This is a genomic window from Mucilaginibacter sp. Mucisp86, from assembly GCF_047324315.1.
Taxonomy (GTDB): Bacteria; Bacteroidota; Bacteroidia; order Sphingobacteriales; family Sphingobacteriaceae; genus Mucilaginibacter.
In genome coordinates this window covers 4136715-4154820 of record NZ_CP168503.1, presented here as the reverse complement: position 1 = coordinate 4154820, position 18106 = coordinate 4136715, and the positions used below count along the sequence as shown (strand labels likewise).

Here is an 18106-nt window from a genome sequence, read left to right as displayed (position 1 = left end):
TTGTGCTAAAAGGTTTAACGTAAATTAAAAAATTAATCGTGACCAAGCAAATGAGCTTCTATCTTCTTGACTGCCAAGTGAAAAGAAGCTTTCAAAGCCCCTACACTGGTACCCAAAACCTGCGACATTTCTTCGTACTTCATGTCTTCATAGTATTTCATATTGAAAACAAGCCGTTGTTTTTCGGGCAGGGTAAGCAGTGCTTCCTGCAGTTTACGCTGCGCTGCGTCGCCGTTAAAATAGGTTGAGTCGGCCAGTGTATCAGCCAGCTCGTAAGCAACATCATCCAACGAAACATTATTCTTTTGTTTTTTCTTATTCAAAAAAGTAATGCATTCGTTGGATGCTATCCTGTACATCCAGGTGTACAGTTGCGCGTCGTTTCTGAAACCAGCCAGGTTTTTCCAAACCTTTACAAAAACATCCTGAACCAAATCATCGGCATCGTCATGATCAACAACCATGCGCCTGATGTGCCAGTATATTTTTTGCTGGTATTTTTTCAACAACAGGTTAAACGCCTCATTCCGGGTTTTTTCGTCCTGGAATTTGCTTAATATCTCTGAATCTTCAACCTGTACCGACATTTTTAGAATTTTATTAATGTTAAAGGTTTAATTAACCTTTTTTGTTTTTTCTTTCTATCACCTTTTTAACTGCGGCCACAATATGTTCGGCATCTAAACCGTATTTGGTCATCAGTTGTTCAGGTGTACCGCTTTCGCCAAAGCTGTCATTAACAGCTACGTACTCCTGTGGCAAAGGGTTGTGTACCGCAAGTACCTGCGCAACACTGTCACCTAAACCACCAAGGCGGTTATGCTCTTCGGCAGTAACTACGCAGCCTGTTTTAGCAACCGATTTCAAAATAGCCTCTTCATCAAGCGGTTTAATGGTGTGGATGTTGATGATCTCAGCATCGATACCCTGTTCAGCCAAAATTTCGCCGGCCAAAATAGCCTGCCATACCAGGTGACCTGTAGCAAAGATACTTACATCAGCACCTTCATTCACCATCCATGCTTTACCAATTTCAAATTTTTGATCAGGATCGGTAAAGATAGGAACAACCGGCCTGCCGAAACGTAAGTAAACCGGGCCGTCGTACTCAGCAATAGCAACAGTAGCAGCTTTTGTTTGGTTATAATCGCAGGTGTTGATAACGGTCATGCCCGGTAACATTTTCATCAGGCCGATATCTTCCAGGATCTGGTGGGTAGCACCGTCTTCGCCCAAAGTTAAACCGGCGTGTGAAGCACAAATTTTAACGTTTTTGTTTGAATAAGCTACCGACTGACGGATCTGATCATAAACCCTGCCGGTTGAAAAGTTTGCGAAAGTACCGGTGAAAGGAATTTTACCGCCAATGGTCATACCGGCAGCAATACCGATCATGTTGGCTTCGGCAATACCCACCTGTACAAAACGCTCAGGGAATGCTTTAATAAAATCGTTCATTTTTAACGAACCGATAAGGTCGGCACAAAGGGCAACAACCTGGTCGTTTTTCTGGCCTGCTTCCAGCAACCCGGCACCAAAGCCCGAGCGGGTATCTTTTTTATCTGTGTAAGTGTATTTTTTCATTGTTCAAATTCCCTTTGCTTCCGCAAGGGAATGGCATTAAATCGTGATAAATTAAACTGATGTTTCTAACTCCTCCGTTAGCCAACGGAGGCCGGGGGATTAATAATCGCCCAGTGTTTCTTCTAACTGATCTAAAGCCAGTTTAAGCTGCTCATCATTTGGCGCAACACCGTGCCATTTGTGGCTGCCCACCATAAAGTCAACACCATAACCCATTTCAGTATGCATCAGGATCATGATCGGTTTGCCCTGACCTGTACGGCTTTTTGCTTCTTCAAGCACCCTAACCACATCAGCCATATCATTACCTTTCATATCCAATACATCCCAGCCAAAAGCTTCCCATTTAGCGCGAAGATCACCTAATGAAAGCACCTGTTTGGTTGGACCATCAATTTGCTGACCGTTAACATCGATAGTTGAGATCAGGTTATCAACATGATTATGAGGAGCAAACATTGCTGCTTCCCAGATCTGGCCTTCCTGGATCTCGCCATCGCCATGCAGGGTAAACACCAATGATTTATCACCGTTTAATTTCTTAGCTAATGCAGCACCGATAGCTACTGATAAGCCCTGACCTAATGAACCCGAAGCAATACGGATACCAGGAAGGTGCTCATGTGTAGTTGGGTGACCTTGTAAACGAGCATTCAGTTTACGGAAAGTTGCCAGTTCGGCTTTATCAAAATAACCAGCATGTGCCAGTGTGCTGTAAAACACAGGCGAGATATGGCCGTTTGACAGGAAGAAAATATCTTCGCCAACAGCGTCCATATTGAATTTAGGATCGTGGTTCATTACCGAAAAGTACAGTGCGGTAAAGAAATCGGTACAGCCCAGCGAGCCGCCCGGGTGGCCTGATTGACAGCCATGTACCATGCGTACAATGTCGCGCCTTATTTGTGACGCGGTTTTTTCTAAAGTTTGTAAGTCTGCTTTCATTAATGGAATTTAGGAACTGCTAAAGTAGCTATTTTGATTGTGTTTTTAACACTTATTTTACAAGATCAAGCACCTGCTGTGACGATGCCTTGGTATCAACCTTACTGATCACGTGTGTAATAACTCCTTCTGCATCAATTATGAATGTGGTACGTGCGGTACCCATATATTTTTTGCCATACATATTCTTCTCAACCCAAACGCCATAAGCTTCAACAATTTTAAGCTCATTATCGGCTATCAGGGTAAATGGCAGGCTGTATTTGGTTTCAAATTTTTTGTGCGATTTTTCATCGTCGGTGCTTACACCTATCACCTCAAAACCCTTACTTAAAAGCGATTGATAGTTATCCCTGAAATCGCATGATTCGGCAGTACAACCGGGGGTATCATCTTTTGGATAAAAATAAAGGATCACGTTTTTGCCCTTGTAATCGGCCAGGGATACTTCTTTACCATTTTGGTCTTTAGCGGTAAAAGCAGGGGCTTTATCGCCTTCTTTTAATGTTGTCATGATTTATAGGTACTTATCTGTAAAAATCGGCGGTAAATTCCGAAAAATTATTTTTGTTATCAACTAAAGCCAACTTAAATGCGTGTTTACCAGGTGCAATATCGCCATTAAACGTGTAACTTAATATTTTACTTTTATAATCATGCTCCATGAGCACCCATTTACCATCAATTGTACCCGTATAGCTCTTAATTCCTGATAAATTATCACTCATTCTGAAATTAATACTGCGTGCAGCCTTCATATTACTGCCGTTTTTGATATTGAGCGGGTGAATAACGGGCGGCACAGTATCTATTTTGATATAATAATCCCCAAAAGCGCTCACCTGCGATATCACGTAACCATCTTTAAAGTAACCGCCCTGGCAACCGCCCCATGAACTTACAATAACCGCCTTATCGGCATACTTACCCAAATCAACATCGGGCTTGATCCAAATCTCATAACTGTCATGAATGGGCGTTAACCTGTTATGGATATGATGCATAGCCGAATATGCCCCTACTGGTTTGGCCGATGCCGAATATTGAAAATCAAGATCATCATACAGGTTGCCCGGCATAATGATCACCTTAACTTTATCATTACTAAACTCGCTGCGCTTATCGTAATAAAACATGGTACCTGTAGGTTTTACAGGCTGGGGATTAGCAAACGGAGACGATTTAACTTTCAGCTTCATCGATGATGTATTGCCCGCAACATCTTTCACTACGTATTCTACATCATGCGTAGCATTATCGTCAAATGTAATGATGCCATTGTTTACCGACTGCGGATACAACGAAATGCGGCTTCCAGGCAGGATGAAACATTTCTGCATCCACCTGCGGGATGATTCAAAGGCAGGATAATCGATATAAGCGTTGATGGCATGGGTTTGATCAAACGCGAAACGCTCAACCGCAAAGGTATATACCGTTTTGCCGTCCAGCTTTAGTTCGATAGAATAAACGCCGTTATGGTTAAACGAGGTGCTATTCATATCGGTGGTGTTAATGCCGAAGCCGATATTACCGCTTAGTTCAAGCGTTTGCGGTTTAATAAGGTGATAATTACCTGCTGCACCCGTTACCCCTAAAAACTCTTTTGGTGTTTTTTCGCTGAAAGGTTTTCCATTGAGGTGATAGATGCCTATTGAGGTAATTGTTGGCGGTACTTTGTCCGGAATGGTTAGCCCAAACAACTGCGCGTTGATGGTCTCCTCAGTTTTGCTATCCCTGATCTCGAAATGTACATGCGGTCCGGCCGATGCACCAGCATTGCCCGAAATGGCTACAACTTCATCTTTTTTAACCGGCACCTGGGTTGGTGTTAGGTTAAAATCGGCCTCGTAGGTTTGATGCTCATACTGGTATTTTTTTACCAGATCGATAACCGCCGGATTAAAACTTTCTAAATGGCCGTAAACGGTAGTATATCCATTTGGATGGGTAATGTAGATTGCCCGTCCAAAACCGCCAAACTGTACACGTACCCTTGATATATAACCTTCGGCAGCAGCATGCACAGGATAACCGGTACGTTGATTAGTTTTAAAATCGAGCCCGGAATGGAAATGAGATGGCCTTAGCTCGCCAAATGAGCCAGCGGTGGTAGGCGGTGTAAGATCAAGCGGATACCTGAAATAATTTTGCGGGTATTGCCTGCTTTGTATAATATCATTCTGCGCAAATGTGTTTGAATAAAGTGCCAAACACATAGCACCTGTAACCAATAGTTTTTTGATCATGCTTATTTAACGTAAAAATCGAGCATTTTCTCATCCTCAAGGTATCCCTCAAGCCTGTCGCCGATTTTTACTTTTGATACACCCGGAGGGGTGCCGGTAAATATAAGATCGCCCTTTTTTAGAGTGATGTATTTTGAAACAAATGCGATGACACTCTCGAATGAGAAAAGCAGATCGCGGGTGTTACCCTGCTGGCGGGTTTCGCCGTTGATATCCAGTTTAAAGTTGATATCATAAACCGATTCAAACTTAGCCTTAGGCACAAAATTGCTGATAGGCGCCGAACCATCGAAAGCTTTAGCCAACTCCCAGGGCAGGCCTTTCTCCTTATGGCGGGCCTGAACATCGCGGGCAGTAAAATCAATTCCCAAACCAATTTCTTCGTAATAGTTGGCAGCAAATTTCTCGCTGATGTGCTTGCCTTCTTTACTGATCTTTAAAACCAGTTCTATTTCGTGATGAACATCTTCCGAAAAATCAGGATGATAAAAGGGCTTATTTTCTTTCAGCAAAGCCGTTTCGGGCTTCATGAAGATAACCGGCGTAGTAGGTACCGGGTTATTGAGTTCTTTGGCGTGTTCGGCGTAGTTGCGGCCAATGGCTATAATTTTCATAAATGAACGCTATAAACGCCAAAGCTAAAAAATTTGATGGGTTTGGGGGAAGGTTTATGAAGGTGTATTAATAATTTGACGTTCTCTTAAGTAAAACTTACGCTGGCAAGTTGCGTACCTCTGGCAAGCCCAAAATAGGGTTCATTCAATTTCTACAAACCTTTTGCCCCGCCGGGGCAGCCAAAAATGAAAAAATTAAGTTTAACCGATTTTAATTAATAACCGAGATCCTTTTGATAACCGATTCGGTACCGGCTACCACGCGTACAAAGTAAAAGCCACGAACCAGCTTATTGCTGATGGGGTAGTTCAGATTATGATCGCCTGATTCAACCCTTTGCGAAAACAGGGTGGAGATATCGTTGCCAAGCACGTCCATTATTTTAATGGTTACGTTAGTATTGCGGGATATAGAGTATTTGAGGTTGATCTGATCGGTTACCGGGTTAGGGTACAATTGCACATCACTTAACAACTTATCATCCGGGCGGGATACGCTCAGTTTTACATTTGAAGTAACAGCAGGCTTTAACGGGGGAAGCGAAAGGTGCAGGCCATTCTTTAAATAAGATGTCTTGGCTGCCTTAGTTTTACCTCTAAGGTACACTGTATCAGACTTTAGTGTATGCCCATCAACAACAAAGGCGAAGTTCATGAAAATTGCCATCGCAATTATCACGACCCACGTGTAGGTATAAACATAAGAATATGTAAAATTTCGCCTCATTATTTAGTATAATTCTACAAAAGTATAAATAATGCCCTCATCCCATTAAATAATAATGTTTTTGTAAATCTTTTTAACAAATTTTAACAAAATGTGTAACCTTATTGTATGGTAGACACATTATTTCCTTATACGTTTAATCGTTATAATGGTTTAACCAAAAAAATTAATATTTTTGCCATCTCTAAATCATAAAAGTGTCAAATCATAAAGATCTGCATAAACTATCAGCCGCCGGCTTTTTGATCAGTTTAGGAATAATTTACGGTGATATTGGTACCTCCCCACTATACGTATTTAAAGCCATTGTTGGCCAACGTCAAATTTCAGAAACGTTAATTCTTGGAGGTGTTTCGCTCATTTTTTGGACATTAACCCTGCAAACCACCTTAAAATATGTGGTGATAACTTTGAGGGCTGATAACAAAGGGGAAGGTGGTATTTTTTCGCTGTTCTCCCTGGTACGGCGTAAAGCAAAATGGCTTATTGTACCTGCGGTTGTGGGCGGCTGCGCCCTCCTTGCCGATGGTATCATTACCCCTCCTATCACCATATCTTCGGCTATTGAAGGTTTGCAAACCTATTATCCGCATTTACCAACAGTTTACGTGGTAATGGCCATTATTACAGCCTTATTTATCATACAGCAATTTGGTACATCACTTGTAGGTAAGGCATTTGGGCCTATCATGTTCCTTTGGTTTACCATGATGGGCTTTTTGGGTATCACCTACATTGTCCACGATCCATGGATCATCCGCTCACTGAACCCGTACTACGCAATTAAATTGCTTACCTCAAGTTCAAGCGATGGCGCATTTATTATATTGGGCGCCGTGTTTCTGTGTACTACAGGTGCCGAAGCTTTATACTCTGATCTTGGCCACTGTGGTAAAGCAAATATCCGCGTAAGTTGGGTGTACGTAAAAATATGCCTTATCCTAAACTATTTAGGACAGGCAGTTTGGCTGTTACAGCGTAATGGTCACGTGATGGACCTTAATGCTCAAAACCCTTTTTATCAGATTATGCCAACCTGGTTCCTGATCTATGGTATCGGTATCGCTACTGTGGCGGCTATCATTGCCAGCCAGGCGTTAATATCAGGGTCGTTTACGCTTATTGCCGAAGCTGTAAGGCTTAACCTGTGGCCAAAAGTGAGGATCAATTACCCATCCGAGCAAAAAGGACAGCTTTATGTACCCAGTGTTAACTGGCTGCTTTGGGCAGGCTGTTTAGGCGTGGTATTGATATTTAAACATTCGGACAAAATGGAGGCTGCTTACGGTTTAAGTATTACCGTAGCTATGCTCATGACGACCATACTGGTGTCCAAATTCCTGAAACGTAAAAAAGTACCTAACTATATTATCAATACTTTTTTGGCGGTTTACCTACTCATTGAAGGTACCTTCCTTACCGGTAACCTGCACAAATTTTTAGATGGCGGTTGGTTTACCCTTTCTATAGGCTTCCTGTTGTTTACCGTAATGTGGACCTGGCATACCGCCCGCAAAATCAGGAACCGCTATGTTAAGTTTGTTGAGATTGAAGACTATTTTGATATCATTAAAGAATTAAGCTCTGACGAAAGCGTACCTAAATACGCCTCTCAATTGGTGTACTTAACCAGCGCCAATTTCAATTCAGAAATTGAATCAAAAATTGTTTACTCCATACTGCAAAAGCAGCCAAAACGTGCCGACGTTTATTGGCTGGTGCACGTTGACGTTGTAGACGAGCCTTACAAACGCGAATACGAAGTTGACCACCTGGTACCAAACAAACTGATCCGTATTGACTTTAAACTCGGTTTCCGCGTTGAGCAGCAAATAAACCTATTGTTCAGGAAAGTGGTTGAAGACCTGGTTAAAAAGGGTGAGGTTGATATTACCAGTACCTACAAGTCACTGAACAGGCACAAAATTGTCGGGGATTTCCGTTTTGTGGTGATCGAAAAGATCTTCTCACGCTCACATAACCTGTCATTCATTGAAAGATTTATTATGGATTACTACAAGCAGCTTAAAAAAGTGAGCTTATCTGAAGAGCGCGGTTTCGGCCTCGATCTGAGCTTTGTAACGGTAGAGAAAGTACCGCTGGTGCTTGCCATACCTGAAGCAATTGAGATCCATAGGGTTAATTAAAAAGTAGCTCAATAAATAAGAAAAGGCTCCCGGAAATCCGGGAGCCTTTTCTTATTTAAAACAATCTGCCGCGGGCTTTCAGCCCGTGGTAGTTTTATTTCTATACCCCCCTCTCCCAGGCCATCCGCATATACTTCCGCACTTCATCATTAATATCTTCCTTAAAATACATTCTGAAGTAATGGTTATACTGATCGGTACCGGGTACCTGTTTTACTTTACTGAAACAAAGGTTATCATCATAAACCTGTTTAAAGGGAAAAACAACATCAATAAAGTTTTTGCCCAATTGCGTGACATAAGCAAAATTCACCCTTGCACTCAAAGCTATCATGCTTTTAGTGGGATAAACTTTAATCACGGCAATTTGCAGGTATTCGTCAACCAAATGATCAAACAGCGCTACAGTATGCGGAGATTTTCCGCTAAGCACTTCAGATAGTTCCCTGTCGCGGCATGAGTGCACCTGGTTGGTGGCAGTAAATTCACGTTCGCATAAAGGGCAGGTCCACATGGTATTTACGCAGTTTGAGCTTCTTTGCCCAGCACGCTGTTTTTATAGCTGTAGGTGGCGTAAATCACCAAACCAATCACCAGCCATATTAAAAACCTTAGCCAGTTGGTATAGCCAAGCTCGGTCATGAGGTAAAAACAGCTCATCAGCCCCAAAACAGGGATAAGCGAGAAGTTTTTAATAAAACTGTAAACCGCTATAATAATGATGAGGACAAAGAAAAGATAGTTAGGGAAATTATACAGGAAGCCATCAAAACCAAGGTAATACTTTTTAGCATCGCTGATATCGTTGGTTTGCCTCAATGCAGTATTAAATTTATCCTCTTCAATATCTTTAAAGTATTTTTTCGCCGCATCTGGCTGAGCAGTAATGTTGGCACCGTAAAGCTGATTGGTGGTTTTAAGTAAGCTCAACTTATCATTGTTATCCATGTTATCAATGATATCGCTGCGATCCTTAAGCTTCTTAAACTGCATCATTTCCACCTGGGCAGCGGGTTTAAACCAAGCAACTGAACCTAAAATGATAAGTGTGATAATTGGTATAATGAATTTACCATTTACATAAGGCAGGTGAAATTTTCCTTTCACAGCTTCTTCGCGCGGAAGCAGTAATACACCGCCGCAAACCAGTACAAATGCAAACAGCGTACCTATACTGGTTAAGTCGGTAACTTCGGTAAGGTTCATGAATAGCGCCGGAACCGCAACCACAAAACCGGTTACTACGGTGGCAAAAGCAGGTGTTTGATATTTTGGGTGAATGCGGGAAAACGCTTTAGGTAATAAACCGTCGCGGCTCATGCTCATCCAGATGCGGGGTTGTCCTAACTGGAAAATCAGCAATACACTAGCTGTGGCAATAACCGCGCTGATGGAGATAACATAGCTTATTTTATTTAAACCAACCTTGGCAAAAACAAAAGCCAGCGGGTCGCCTACCTGCAGATCTTTATAGCTTACCATGCCGGTAAGTACCAATGCTATCAGGATATACAATACCGTACAGATTACCAGCGAATAGATCATACCGCGGGGCAGATCGCGCTGGGGCTTTTCACATTCTTCGGCAGTGGTTGATATCGCATCAAAACCGATATAAGCAAAGAACACACCCGATACCCCTTTCATAACACCGCTGAAACCATTTGGCATAAACGGGTGCCAGTTGGCTGGTGTTACATAAAAAAAGCCTACCACTATTACTGCTATCACGATAACTATTTTAAGTATTACCATGGCATTGGTAGCCTTTTTTGTTTCGCGGATCCCTACATAAACCAGGTAAGTAATAATGATAACAATTAAAAGAGCTGGTAAATTAGCTATAAGCTTAAGGTTGCCTATTCCGGGCGCCTGATCCCAGGCCAGTGCTTCCGCTTTTACCTTGTCGCTGATATCGACAAGATTTTTGCCGGCTGCCAACACCTGATCATGCCCGCGCAACGCCGAAACATAGTCCATAGTCAGGAATTTGGGCATGTGGATATGAAAACCCTCAAGCAGGTTTACGAAGTATTCGCTCCATGATATAGCTACAGCAATATTACCAATGGCGTATTCCATTAATAAATCCCAGCCAATGATCCAGGCAATCAGCTCGCCAAACGACGCATAGGCATATGTATATGCGCTGCCTGCAACCGGGATACGTGACGCAAATTCAGCATAGCAAAGGGCCGAAAAACCACAGGTTACAGCTGTTAAAATAAATAAGATGGAAACCGCTGGGCCGCCATGAAATGAGGCTTCACCAATTGTCGAAAATATACCTGCTCCTACAACGGCGGCTATACCCATCAGGGTCAGGTCTTTTACATTAAGTTCTTTTTTGAGTTGGGATGATGTTGTACCGGGATGCTCACTATCACTAAAACCGCACTCAACATCATTTAAAATTTTCGCTACTGACTTTTTACGAAAGATACTTTTCGACATGTAGTTTAATTAATAAGTCTAATCAATCTCAAAATTAATCATTTTTTTGCATTGAATAAGTATATGCTTACTTTGCAGCATGAAGATAGGAATAAAAGATGTGTTGTACAGAATCCGCCCTTTTTTTATCCTTTACCTTATCCTTTTAGCTACCTGTTTGACTATCAAACTGCTATTTACCCGCGAAATTATTTTCTTTACCGTAAACGGATGGCACCAGCCCTGGCTTGATACCATTGAACCTTACGTTACAGACATAGGCGACGGTACCACAGCCGTCATATTATCGCTCGCTATGCTCTTGTTTAGTTACCGCAGCTGGCTGTTACTGGCCTCAAGCTATGCCGTTACATCAATTGTAGCACAGATCCTTAAATACATTTACATAGCTCCCCGGCCAAAGCTATATTTTGCCGACCAGTGGAGCAGGGTGCATACGGTAGACGGTGTTTATATTTTAGAGAAATACAGCTTCCCTTCGGGGCATACAGTGAGCGCCTTTTCGGCAGCATTGGTTATAACATACCTTTGTAAAAACAAAGGCTGGGGAATCCCAGCCTTGTTTGTTGCCATTATGGTTGGCTATTCGAGAATGTATTTAACCGAGCATTTTTACGAAGATGTACTTGCCGGCTCGGCTATTGGTGTTTTTGTTACTATATTCTGGCTCACCTGGCTTGATGGCAAACAGTTTATCAACTCCGCCAAATGGAACAGGGGCCTGCTTGATAGTATTTTCAAGAAGAAAGCCCCTGCTGTTAATTAAACTCCGGCTTCCAGCTGCCTGTTTTTACGTTTGATCACGGTTAATACGACAATCAGCACTATAACGGCGGCGCCACCATAAATACCTATTTTGGCCGGTGCCGACATCCCTTTTGCATCAGACAGGTACTGATCGCGACGATCTAAAGTAGGAGCAATCCGGATAGAGCCCGAAAATTGTTTCAGTTCGGCCTTTGCAAGATCAACCCTTTGCTCAGGATAGTTGTATTCAAAAGTATAAGTTACATCCTGGGTATACAGAAGTATAAAATTCCTTAACTCCGGCGATTCACCGGTTGAGCCGCTATTATCAATCCTTAAGGTGAATACTTTACCCTCAAGTTTGCCGATAGTAGTATCGCGCGGATACATCACGCTGCCATTAACAGATTGTTTCTGAATGCCATTGATGTAAGTTTTAAATACATCTTTTAGGTCCTTCTCTTTATTTAAAGGTTTGGTATCAGCGTTTGGCACACGCAAAACAAGAATGTTACCTAACGATGCAGAGCCCTGGTATATCTGTTGACCTAATGTATCCTTTTTTGTAAAGCCCTCTGGCAACGAAACCGTAACCAGGCTATCTATCTTTACAGGTTTAAGTACCTGGCTAAAACCTGCAAGCGAAATCAGCATTATGCTTAAGCTTAAAATTATCTTTTTCATGTTTATTTAACTTAAAAAAGAAGAATAAGTTTTAACTAATAATATATTATGAGATTTGAATGAAACATAACTGACTTAAAATCAACAATTAAGAGAACACAAAAAGCTTCTTGGATAGCTTAAAGCTGAAAGCCGAAAGCTCAAAGCTTTTTTGAGCACAGCACAAGTTTAACCACAAAAAACGTTGTTACGGGCTTAAAAAACTGATGGTGATGAAGGATGAATGACAAAGCAGAAGACTTACGAAGTTTTTAAAACTTCGTAAGTCTGGATTTTAGATTCGTAAAGAATTTAATGATTTTAGGCTTCCTTAAGCTTCGTTAAAAGGTCATCCAGGCATACCTCTGCAAAGGCGGTAGAAGAATCGGAAACACCGTATGGAATAATAAGCTTATTATTATGTACTATGGCGCCGCATGAATAAAGCACATTGGGTACATAACCTTCACGTTCGTCACTATTAGGGATCAATAAAGGCTCTTTTAAGCGACCAATTTCCACTGTAGGGTCATCCAGCTTGAGCAGGCTTACACCCAATACATAACGACGCATCGGGCCAACACCATGGGTTATCATAATCCAGCCATCGGGTGTTTCAATGGGCGATCCGCAATTACCTATCTGCACAAACTCCCAGCTAAATTTGGGTTGCTGCAACATAACGGGCTTTTCCCAGATATTGATCTTATCCGAATACATGATGTAATTATTGCAACCATCTATTCGTGATATCATCACATATTTGCCATTTACCTTGCGCGGAAATAAGGCCAGGTTTTTATTTTGTGCGCCGGCACCATACAAAGGCATGATTTTGAAGTTATAAAAATCAATTGTCTGTAGCAGTTTGGGCATAATCAGCGAACCATCATAAGCTGTATAAGTAGCGTAGTAAAGCTTGCTGCCATCATCGTTGGTAAACTGCACAAAACGGGCATCTTCAATCCCCTTACGCTCATATTCGGAAATCGGGAAGATTACCCTGTCGGAAATATCTGTATCCAGCGAAAAAACAATTTCATAATAAGAATCGGCAAGCCAAAGCACTTTATCATATTCCAGCCGCTTCATATCATCTTCCTGTAGTTTTTGTGAATCCATAATGATGCGGCGCAGGTTGGCATATTCAAAATGATGATCGAGCTTGGATTCGAGCTCACTTATTACATCGATATTAATTTGAGTAATAGCCGCCTTTTCAAAAAAGAGCTTTTTATTATAAACGGCGTTCCTGACAATTTCAGCTTCATCAATGTAGCTGCCCGCGGGCTGAATACTGATGTTGTTATCCTTATCAATCCACGCACGGCGAAAAGTTATGGAAGATATATGCCCCTCACCTACCGCCCGGAAACTGATGATAACACGACGCTGCCCGTCTTCCAGCTCTGTTTGGTCGGGGTCTTCGACTATTGAAGGATTAAAGAATGCAGCCGATTCGATAGAGTATTCATGCGTAAAATAAGAGCCTATGAGCAGTTTGCGGTAAACAGTAAGCGTATCAAAATCGATATTGAGCTCTAAAAACAAGGGCTTAAGTTTACTGCAATGCCTGTTGAGCACACGGGTAATGTTACGGTGCCTTTTAGAATATTCCTGCAATATTGGCGATACAATACCAAAAGCATCATCTTCGCTGATAAGCATTACGCGCTCAATAACTTCTTTGGCACGGTCGTTCCCATTAAAAAAAAACCTGGCTATTACACGTTTCGGATCTGGATTCACCCGGATGGGCTTGCGTTCGATAGAAAGTCTCATACAATGAAGTGGTAGCTTTTAGTTTGTAACAGCGATAACTGCAAATTGATTTATGCTTTTTTAATTTAAACGCAACATTTAAAAAATGACACTTTACAGGCCGTTATAAAAGCCTATCTTCATACTTTGTTAATCTTCGGTATGGTATTTTGCCTGCCGTGAACAATCCCGATCCTATAACCCTTATTGATAGCTCCTGTAAATGCACAATTATGAACGTATTAATTGTTGAAGACGAAAAAGGCCTTGCGCTTGAAGTTGATGAATTTTTAAGCCACGAAGGTTTTACTGTTGAGCATGCCCGTACTAAAAAGTCGGCATCTGAGAAGATCTTCGTAAACAATTATGATTTTATCCTGCTCGATCTCGGTTTACCTGACGGAGATGGCTTTGACCTGTTAAAAATGCTGAAAGGCATGAACGAACGTGAAGATGCCGTGATTATCCTCACAGCCCGGGGCGCGGTTGACGACCGAGTATCAGGCCTTGAACAGGGTGCCGACGATTACCTGGCCAAACCATTTTCGCTAAATGAGCTGCTGGCCCGTATGCACGCCATCACCCGCCGCAAACATCGCCTGGAAAGTAATGATATTAACGTAAAAGGTTTAAAGATCAATATACAAAACCGTACGGTTACCTATAATGATGAACGGATTGCCCTCACCAAAAAAGAATTTGAGATTTTTAACTACCTGGTACTTAACAAAAACAGGGTAATATCACGCACTAACCTTACCGAACACGTTTGGGGCGATGTACTGGAAATAAACTCCGACTCCAACTTTGTGGACGTACATGTTAAAAACCTGCGTAAAAAACTATCGGCATATATCCCCATTGATTGGTTTGAAACAGTGAGGAGCATCGGTTACCGCATCAACATCTGAAATTAACAGACTATGAAATTACAGGTAAAACTGGCCCTTTACAATACATTAACCAAGTTAGCCATCATACTTTTTACGGGCCTGCTTATCCTGCTTTCTATCGAGAAGATATCATACAACCATGTTGAGCTCAGGCTGGAAGAAAATGAACGGGAAACGCTCAGAAACCTTAATTCAAAAGAGATTAACAGTAAGCTTGCAAATGAAAAGCCTTATACCGATTTCAATATTTTAAAGGAAGAATTTATCACCATAAAACCTGTAAAGTTTGAACCTACGGTTACTAAAAATGCGTCATTTACCACCGAAACACGTACCAACGAAAGCGTAACACAAACGTATCGCATATTAACCCACCAGTTTAATTTTAACAACCATACCTATTTACTTGAAATTGGTGTATCAATTACTTCAATTGAAGAGTTAAAATCAATCATTAAACGGTTTACCCTCTTAACATTATTAATAGCCCTTGCCCTTACCTTGGTAAGCGATCTGATATTCACTAAATTTTTGCTTGCCCCTTTTTACAAGATCATCGACCGCAAACTGATCAAGGTAAATGACCCCATGAACTTTGATTATGAAAAAGTAAAAACAACCACACAGGATTTTGAGCTGCTTGATGACAGTATCAGCACACTCATGAAAAAGATCAGTAACCTGTTCAGCCTGGAAAAACAGTTTATTGCCAATGTATCTCACGAGTTGCTAACGCCGATTTCAATTATCAGTTCCCGGCTGGAGAATATTTTATTGCAGGAAGAACTTAGTGAAGCCAGCGAAAACAAAATGCACGCTTCGCTCAAAACACTAAACCGGCTTAAATCGATCATTAATAGTCTGTTACTAATATCAAAGGTTGAAAACAATCAATACGCCAAGGCCGATGTGGTGATGATTGCAGGTGTAATTATGGAAATAGAAGAGGAACTGGAAGACCGCCTGGAAGAAAAACACCTCATTTTCAACAACAACATGAAATACATCTACTCTATTATGGGTAACCGCCCGCTGATGCATACCCTGTTGTTCAATTTGATAAACAATGCTATTAAGTACAACAAACCTAAAGGCAGTATTACCGTTGCCGATGAATTGAAGGAAGATGTTTATATATTGGAAATTACTGACACAGGTGCGGGGATGGACCAGCAACAGATAGAAAATGCCTTTAATCGTTTTGAAAAGTTTGAAACCGAAGAAAAGGAAAGTTATGGCCTTGGTTTAGCTATTGTGAAAAGCATTACCGCGTTTCACAACATCAGGGTAAAAATAGACTCGGTAAAAGAAAAAGGCACCAGCATATATCTCATATTTAACCGCGAGCGGGACTTCACTTAATCTTCACATTGTATCAATACCTTTACAAAGTTTATTTTATAAGTAGATCCCCTATTTAACTATAGAGGCTGTTTTCCAGAAGGTAACAGCCTTTTTTTGTTGCCCCCAATTGCTTATATCATTTTATTCATGTTCCCTCAGGGTCTCTCGCAGAGGACCCTGAGGTTCGCCGCGTTCAAAACATCTAACAGATATTCAGAACAGCGGATTTGCAGGACGTATACATCAGGGTCCTCTGTGAGAGACCTTGATGGGACGGAACAGCCTTTTTTTGTTGCCCCCGATTGCTTATATCATTTTATTACGCTTAACCAGGTAGGTATTCAGGATATGATGATAACCTTCATGAATATCGGCATCAACCAGGTCGATATGATACTGCGCACATTTTAATTCCAATTGATGGCGATACTCTTTCAACGATGCTTTGTAGGCCTCGCGGATGCGGGCTGGGTTTACCTTTAGTTCGTCGCCGCTTTCGATGTCTACAAAATGATGAGGGCGGTTATCAAAATTAAACTCAAGCTCCTTTTGCTTATCCGTTACATTGAAAACCACCACCTCATGTTTATTAAACTTTAAATGCTGAATAGCTGCAAATAAAGCCTGCTGTTTTTCGGCATCCAGGTTATTCTCCAGCATATCGCTAAAAATGATCACCAACGAACGCTGGTGAATTTCCTGCGCTATATGATGCAGCACATTGGTGATATTGGTTTGTGTATTCACCTTAGGACTGGCATGCATTTTTTCGAGCTCGGCATATAAATAAAACAGGTGAGTAGTAGTTGATTTTGCCGCACTTATCCAGTCTATTTTGTCCGAAAACATACAGAGCCCAAACGCGTCGCGCTGTTTTTTGAACAGGTACATCAACGATGCTATGGCATAAACCGAAAACTGGAGTTTACTGGTGCCCGTTTCCGGGAAATTCATGGATGATGACGTGTCCAGCAACAGGAAACAACGCAAATTGGTTTCCTCTTCAAATTGCTTAACAAATAATTTATCGGTACGAGCCAGCAGTTTCCAGTCGATATTTTTTACCGATTCCCCATTGTTATATAGTCGGTGTTCAGCAAACTCAACCGAAAATCCATGGAAAGGGCTTTGATGCAAACCGGTAATAAATCCTTCAACCACCTGCCGGGCCAGCAATTCGAGATTGGCCAGTTGCCTTATTTGCTGATCATCATTTAATTTGGGCATAGGCTAATATAGGGCATAAAAAAAGCGTTGCAAAATTGCAACGCTTTTTCACTAAAATATGTTGTGTTAATGCTACAGTGGATAGCATTAATAAGCCTCTTTGGGTTATGCTAACTGTTTTACCAGTTTGTCAGTTAATACTGATTTTGGCACAGCACCTATTTGTTTATCCACAATTTCGCCATTTTTGAAGAACAATAAGGCAGGGATGTTACGAATACCGTATTTTACAGATATACCTGGGTTGTTGTCAACGTCTACTTTACCAACAACAGCTTTGCCTTCATATTCTTTTGCAATATCTTCAACTACCGGACCTACCATCCTACACGGACCACACCATTCCGCCCAAAAGTCAATTAATACCGGTTTGTCTGATTTCAGGACAAGCTCGTCAAAGTTTGCATCAGTTATTTCTAAAGCCATGATTTCTATTTTTTAAATTTTGTACTTACAAATATATGCTATTCAAATTGCTTGCCACAAGTGTACTACTGACAATGTGACAATTATATTATTATAATCCACGCAGTTAACGCCTGCATGACCATTTGTCGCATTTACACCTCAAACGCATCTTTGCGACATGACGTATTAACACAAATAACCTGTTTACAAAGCATATATACAACTGTATCGGCGGGTTACTTTTTAACATTGGGGGTATTAATTAACATTACAGCTGTTATTATGTTTCTGGTAATCATGTCTCTCGTGCTCATTATAGCTGCTCCGATCTTGCAAATCACTT

The 18106-nt window shown here is 41.4% G+C and carries 17 protein-coding genes; 4 read left to right on the top strand and 13 right to left on the bottom strand.

Annotated features, from left to right (window positions below):
* Positions 1-32: 32 nt before the first annotated feature.
* The 7 genes from ACEN9X_RS17640 to ACEN9X_RS17610 form a co-directional block, all read right to left on the bottom strand.
* Complete coding sequence (locus ACEN9X_RS17640; RefSeq protein ID WP_091221884.1) at positions 33-587, bottom strand: RNA polymerase sigma factor; 555 nt, start codon at positions 585-587, stop codon at positions 33-35.
* Positions 588-618: 31 nt separating this feature from the next.
* On the bottom strand, positions 619-1584 hold the full coding sequence (locus tag ACEN9X_RS17635; protein ID WP_413666368.1) for a transketolase family protein: 966 nt from the start codon (positions 1582-1584) through the stop codon (positions 619-621).
* A 99-nt stretch (positions 1585-1683) separates the two neighbouring features.
* Entirely contained in the window at positions 1684-2529 is an 846-nt protein-coding gene (locus ACEN9X_RS17630; RefSeq protein ID WP_090531971.1) for a transketolase, read from the bottom strand.
* Between the two features lie 52 nt (positions 2530-2581).
* Entirely contained in the window at positions 2582-3043 is a 462-nt protein-coding gene (bcp, locus tag ACEN9X_RS17625) for a thioredoxin-dependent thiol peroxidase (RefSeq protein ID WP_091221880.1), read from the bottom strand.
* A 13-nt stretch (positions 3044-3056) separates the two neighbouring features.
* The gene (locus ACEN9X_RS17620; protein WP_413666367.1) at positions 3057-4778 is read right to left on the bottom strand and encodes a M23 family metallopeptidase; all 1722 of its coding nucleotides are present in this window, start codon (positions 4776-4778) and stop codon (positions 3057-3059) included.
* Between the two features lie 2 nt (positions 4779-4780).
* Positions 4781-5392, bottom strand: a complete 612-nt coding sequence (locus tag ACEN9X_RS17615) for a fumarylacetoacetate hydrolase family protein (RefSeq protein WP_413666366.1) — start codon at positions 5390-5392, stop codon at positions 4781-4783.
* A 211-nt stretch (positions 5393-5603) separates the two neighbouring features.
* A complete protein-coding gene (locus tag ACEN9X_RS17610; RefSeq protein ID WP_413666365.1) occupies positions 5604-6047 on the bottom strand; it encodes a T9SS type A sorting domain-containing protein in 444 nt (147 codons plus the stop codon).
* A gap of 269 nt (positions 6048-6316) precedes the next feature.
* Here ACEN9X_RS17610 and ACEN9X_RS17605 point away from each other — a divergent pair, with 269 nt between their 5' ends.
* On the top strand, positions 6317-8266 hold the full coding sequence (locus ACEN9X_RS17605) for a KUP/HAK/KT family potassium transporter (protein WP_413666364.1): 1950 nt from the start codon (positions 6317-6319) through the stop codon (positions 8264-8266).
* Positions 8267-8366: 100 nt separating this feature from the next.
* On the opposite strand, the gene ACEN9X_RS17600 is transcribed toward ACEN9X_RS17605, so the two are convergent.
* Together ACEN9X_RS17600 and ACEN9X_RS17595 are read right to left on the bottom strand one after the other, a co-directional pair.
* Positions 8367-8780: a DUF5655 domain-containing protein gene (locus ACEN9X_RS17600; protein WP_413666363.1), complete on the bottom strand. Its 414-nt coding sequence runs from the start codon at positions 8778-8780 to the stop codon at positions 8367-8369.
* 5 nt (positions 8781-8785) lie between these two features.
* Positions 8786-10720 (bottom strand): amino acid permease, encoded by a 1935-nt coding sequence (locus ACEN9X_RS17595; protein ID WP_413666362.1) that lies wholly within the window; start codon positions 10718-10720, stop codon positions 8786-8788.
* Positions 10721-10799: 79 nt separating this feature from the next.
* On the opposite strand from ACEN9X_RS17595, the gene ACEN9X_RS17590 reads away from it, so the two are divergent.
* On the top strand, positions 10800-11486 hold the full coding sequence (locus ACEN9X_RS17590) for a phosphatase PAP2 family protein (protein ID WP_413666361.1): 687 nt from the start codon (positions 10800-10802) through the stop codon (positions 11484-11486).
* On the opposite strand, the gene ACEN9X_RS17585 is transcribed toward ACEN9X_RS17590, so the two are convergent.
* Together ACEN9X_RS17585 and ACEN9X_RS17580 are read right to left on the bottom strand one after the other, a co-directional pair.
* Entirely contained in the window at positions 11483-12151 is a 669-nt protein-coding gene (locus ACEN9X_RS17585; protein ID WP_413666360.1) for a hypothetical protein, read from the bottom strand. The genes ACEN9X_RS17590 and ACEN9X_RS17585 overlap by 4 nt on opposite strands.
* 300 nt (positions 12152-12451) lie before the next feature.
* Complete coding sequence (locus tag ACEN9X_RS17580) at positions 12452-13912, bottom strand: glycoside hydrolase family 130 protein (RefSeq protein ID WP_413666359.1); 1461 nt, start codon at positions 13910-13912, stop codon at positions 12452-12454.
* A gap of 212 nt (positions 13913-14124) precedes the next feature.
* On the opposite strand from ACEN9X_RS17580, the gene ACEN9X_RS17575 reads away from it, so the two are divergent.
* Both ACEN9X_RS17575 and ACEN9X_RS17570 read left to right on the top strand, forming a co-directional pair.
* Positions 14125-14802, top strand: coding sequence for a response regulator transcription factor (locus tag ACEN9X_RS17575; protein WP_377024019.1), 678 nt, complete (start codon positions 14125-14127; stop codon positions 14800-14802).
* A 12-nt stretch (positions 14803-14814) separates the two neighbouring features.
* Positions 14815-16146, top strand: a complete 1332-nt coding sequence (locus ACEN9X_RS17570; RefSeq protein WP_413666358.1) for a sensor histidine kinase — start codon at positions 14815-14817, stop codon at positions 16144-16146.
* Between the two features lie 288 nt (positions 16147-16434).
* On the opposite strand, the gene ACEN9X_RS17565 is transcribed toward ACEN9X_RS17570, so the two are convergent.
* Both ACEN9X_RS17565 and trxA read right to left on the bottom strand, forming a co-directional pair.
* Positions 16435-17355 (bottom strand): DUF58 domain-containing protein, encoded by a 921-nt coding sequence (locus ACEN9X_RS17565; protein ID WP_413666357.1) that lies wholly within the window; start codon positions 17353-17355, stop codon positions 16435-16437.
* Positions 17356-17460: 105 nt separating this feature from the next.
* On the bottom strand, positions 17461-17781 hold the full coding sequence (trxA, locus tag ACEN9X_RS17560) for a thioredoxin (RefSeq protein WP_090531998.1): 321 nt from the start codon (positions 17779-17781) through the stop codon (positions 17461-17463).
* Positions 17782-18106 lie beyond the last annotated feature (325 nt).

Coding starts and splice junctions, on each gene's coding strand:
- ACEN9X_RS17640 (WP_091221884.1), bottom strand. CDS start 587: ATGTCGGTACAGGTTGAAGATTCAGAGATATTAAGCAAATTCCAGGAC.
- ACEN9X_RS17635 (WP_413666368.1), bottom strand. CDS start 1,584: ATGAAAAAATACACTTACACAGATAAAAAAGATACCCGCTCGGGCTTT.
- ACEN9X_RS17630 (WP_090531971.1), bottom strand. CDS start 2,529: ATGAAAGCAGACTTACAAACTTTAGAAAAAACCGCGTCACAAATAAGG.
- bcp (WP_091221880.1), bottom strand. CDS start 3,043: ATGACAACATTAAAAGAAGGCGATAAAGCCCCTGCTTTTACCGCTAAA.
- ACEN9X_RS17620 (WP_413666367.1), bottom strand. CDS start 4,778: ATGATCAAAAAACTATTGGTTACAGGTGCTATGTGTTTGGCACTTTAT.
- ACEN9X_RS17615 (WP_413666366.1), bottom strand. CDS start 5,392: ATGAAAATTATAGCCATTGGCCGCAACTACGCCGAACACGCCAAAGAA.
- ACEN9X_RS17610 (WP_413666365.1), bottom strand. CDS start 6,047: ATGAACTTCGCCTTTGTTGTTGATGGGCATACACTAAAGTCTGATACA.
- ACEN9X_RS17600 (WP_413666363.1), bottom strand. CDS start 8,780: ATGTGGACCTGCCCTTTATGCGAACGTGAATTTACTGCCACCAACCAG.
- ACEN9X_RS17595 (WP_413666362.1), bottom strand. CDS start 10,720: ATGTCGAAAAGTATCTTTCGTAAAAAGTCAGTAGCGAAAATTTTAAAT.
- ACEN9X_RS17590 (WP_413666361.1), top strand. CDS start 10,800: ATGAAGATAGGAATAAAAGATGTGTTGTACAGAATCCGCCCTTTTTTT.
- ACEN9X_RS17585 (WP_413666360.1), bottom strand. CDS start 12,151: ATGAAAAAGATAATTTTAAGCTTAAGCATAATGCTGATTTCGCTTGCA.
- ACEN9X_RS17580 (WP_413666359.1), bottom strand. CDS start 13,912: ATGAGACTTTCTATCGAACGCAAGCCCATCCGGGTGAATCCAGATCCG.
- ACEN9X_RS17575 (WP_377024019.1), top strand. CDS start 14,125: ATGAACGTATTAATTGTTGAAGACGAAAAAGGCCTTGCGCTTGAAGTT.
- ACEN9X_RS17570 (WP_413666358.1), top strand. CDS start 14,815: ATGAAATTACAGGTAAAACTGGCCCTTTACAATACATTAACCAAGTTA.
- ACEN9X_RS17565 (WP_413666357.1), bottom strand. CDS start 17,355: ATGCCCAAATTAAATGATGATCAGCAAATAAGGCAACTGGCCAATCTC.
- trxA (WP_090531998.1), bottom strand. CDS start 17,781: ATGGCTTTAGAAATAACTGATGCAAACTTTGACGAGCTTGTCCTGAAA.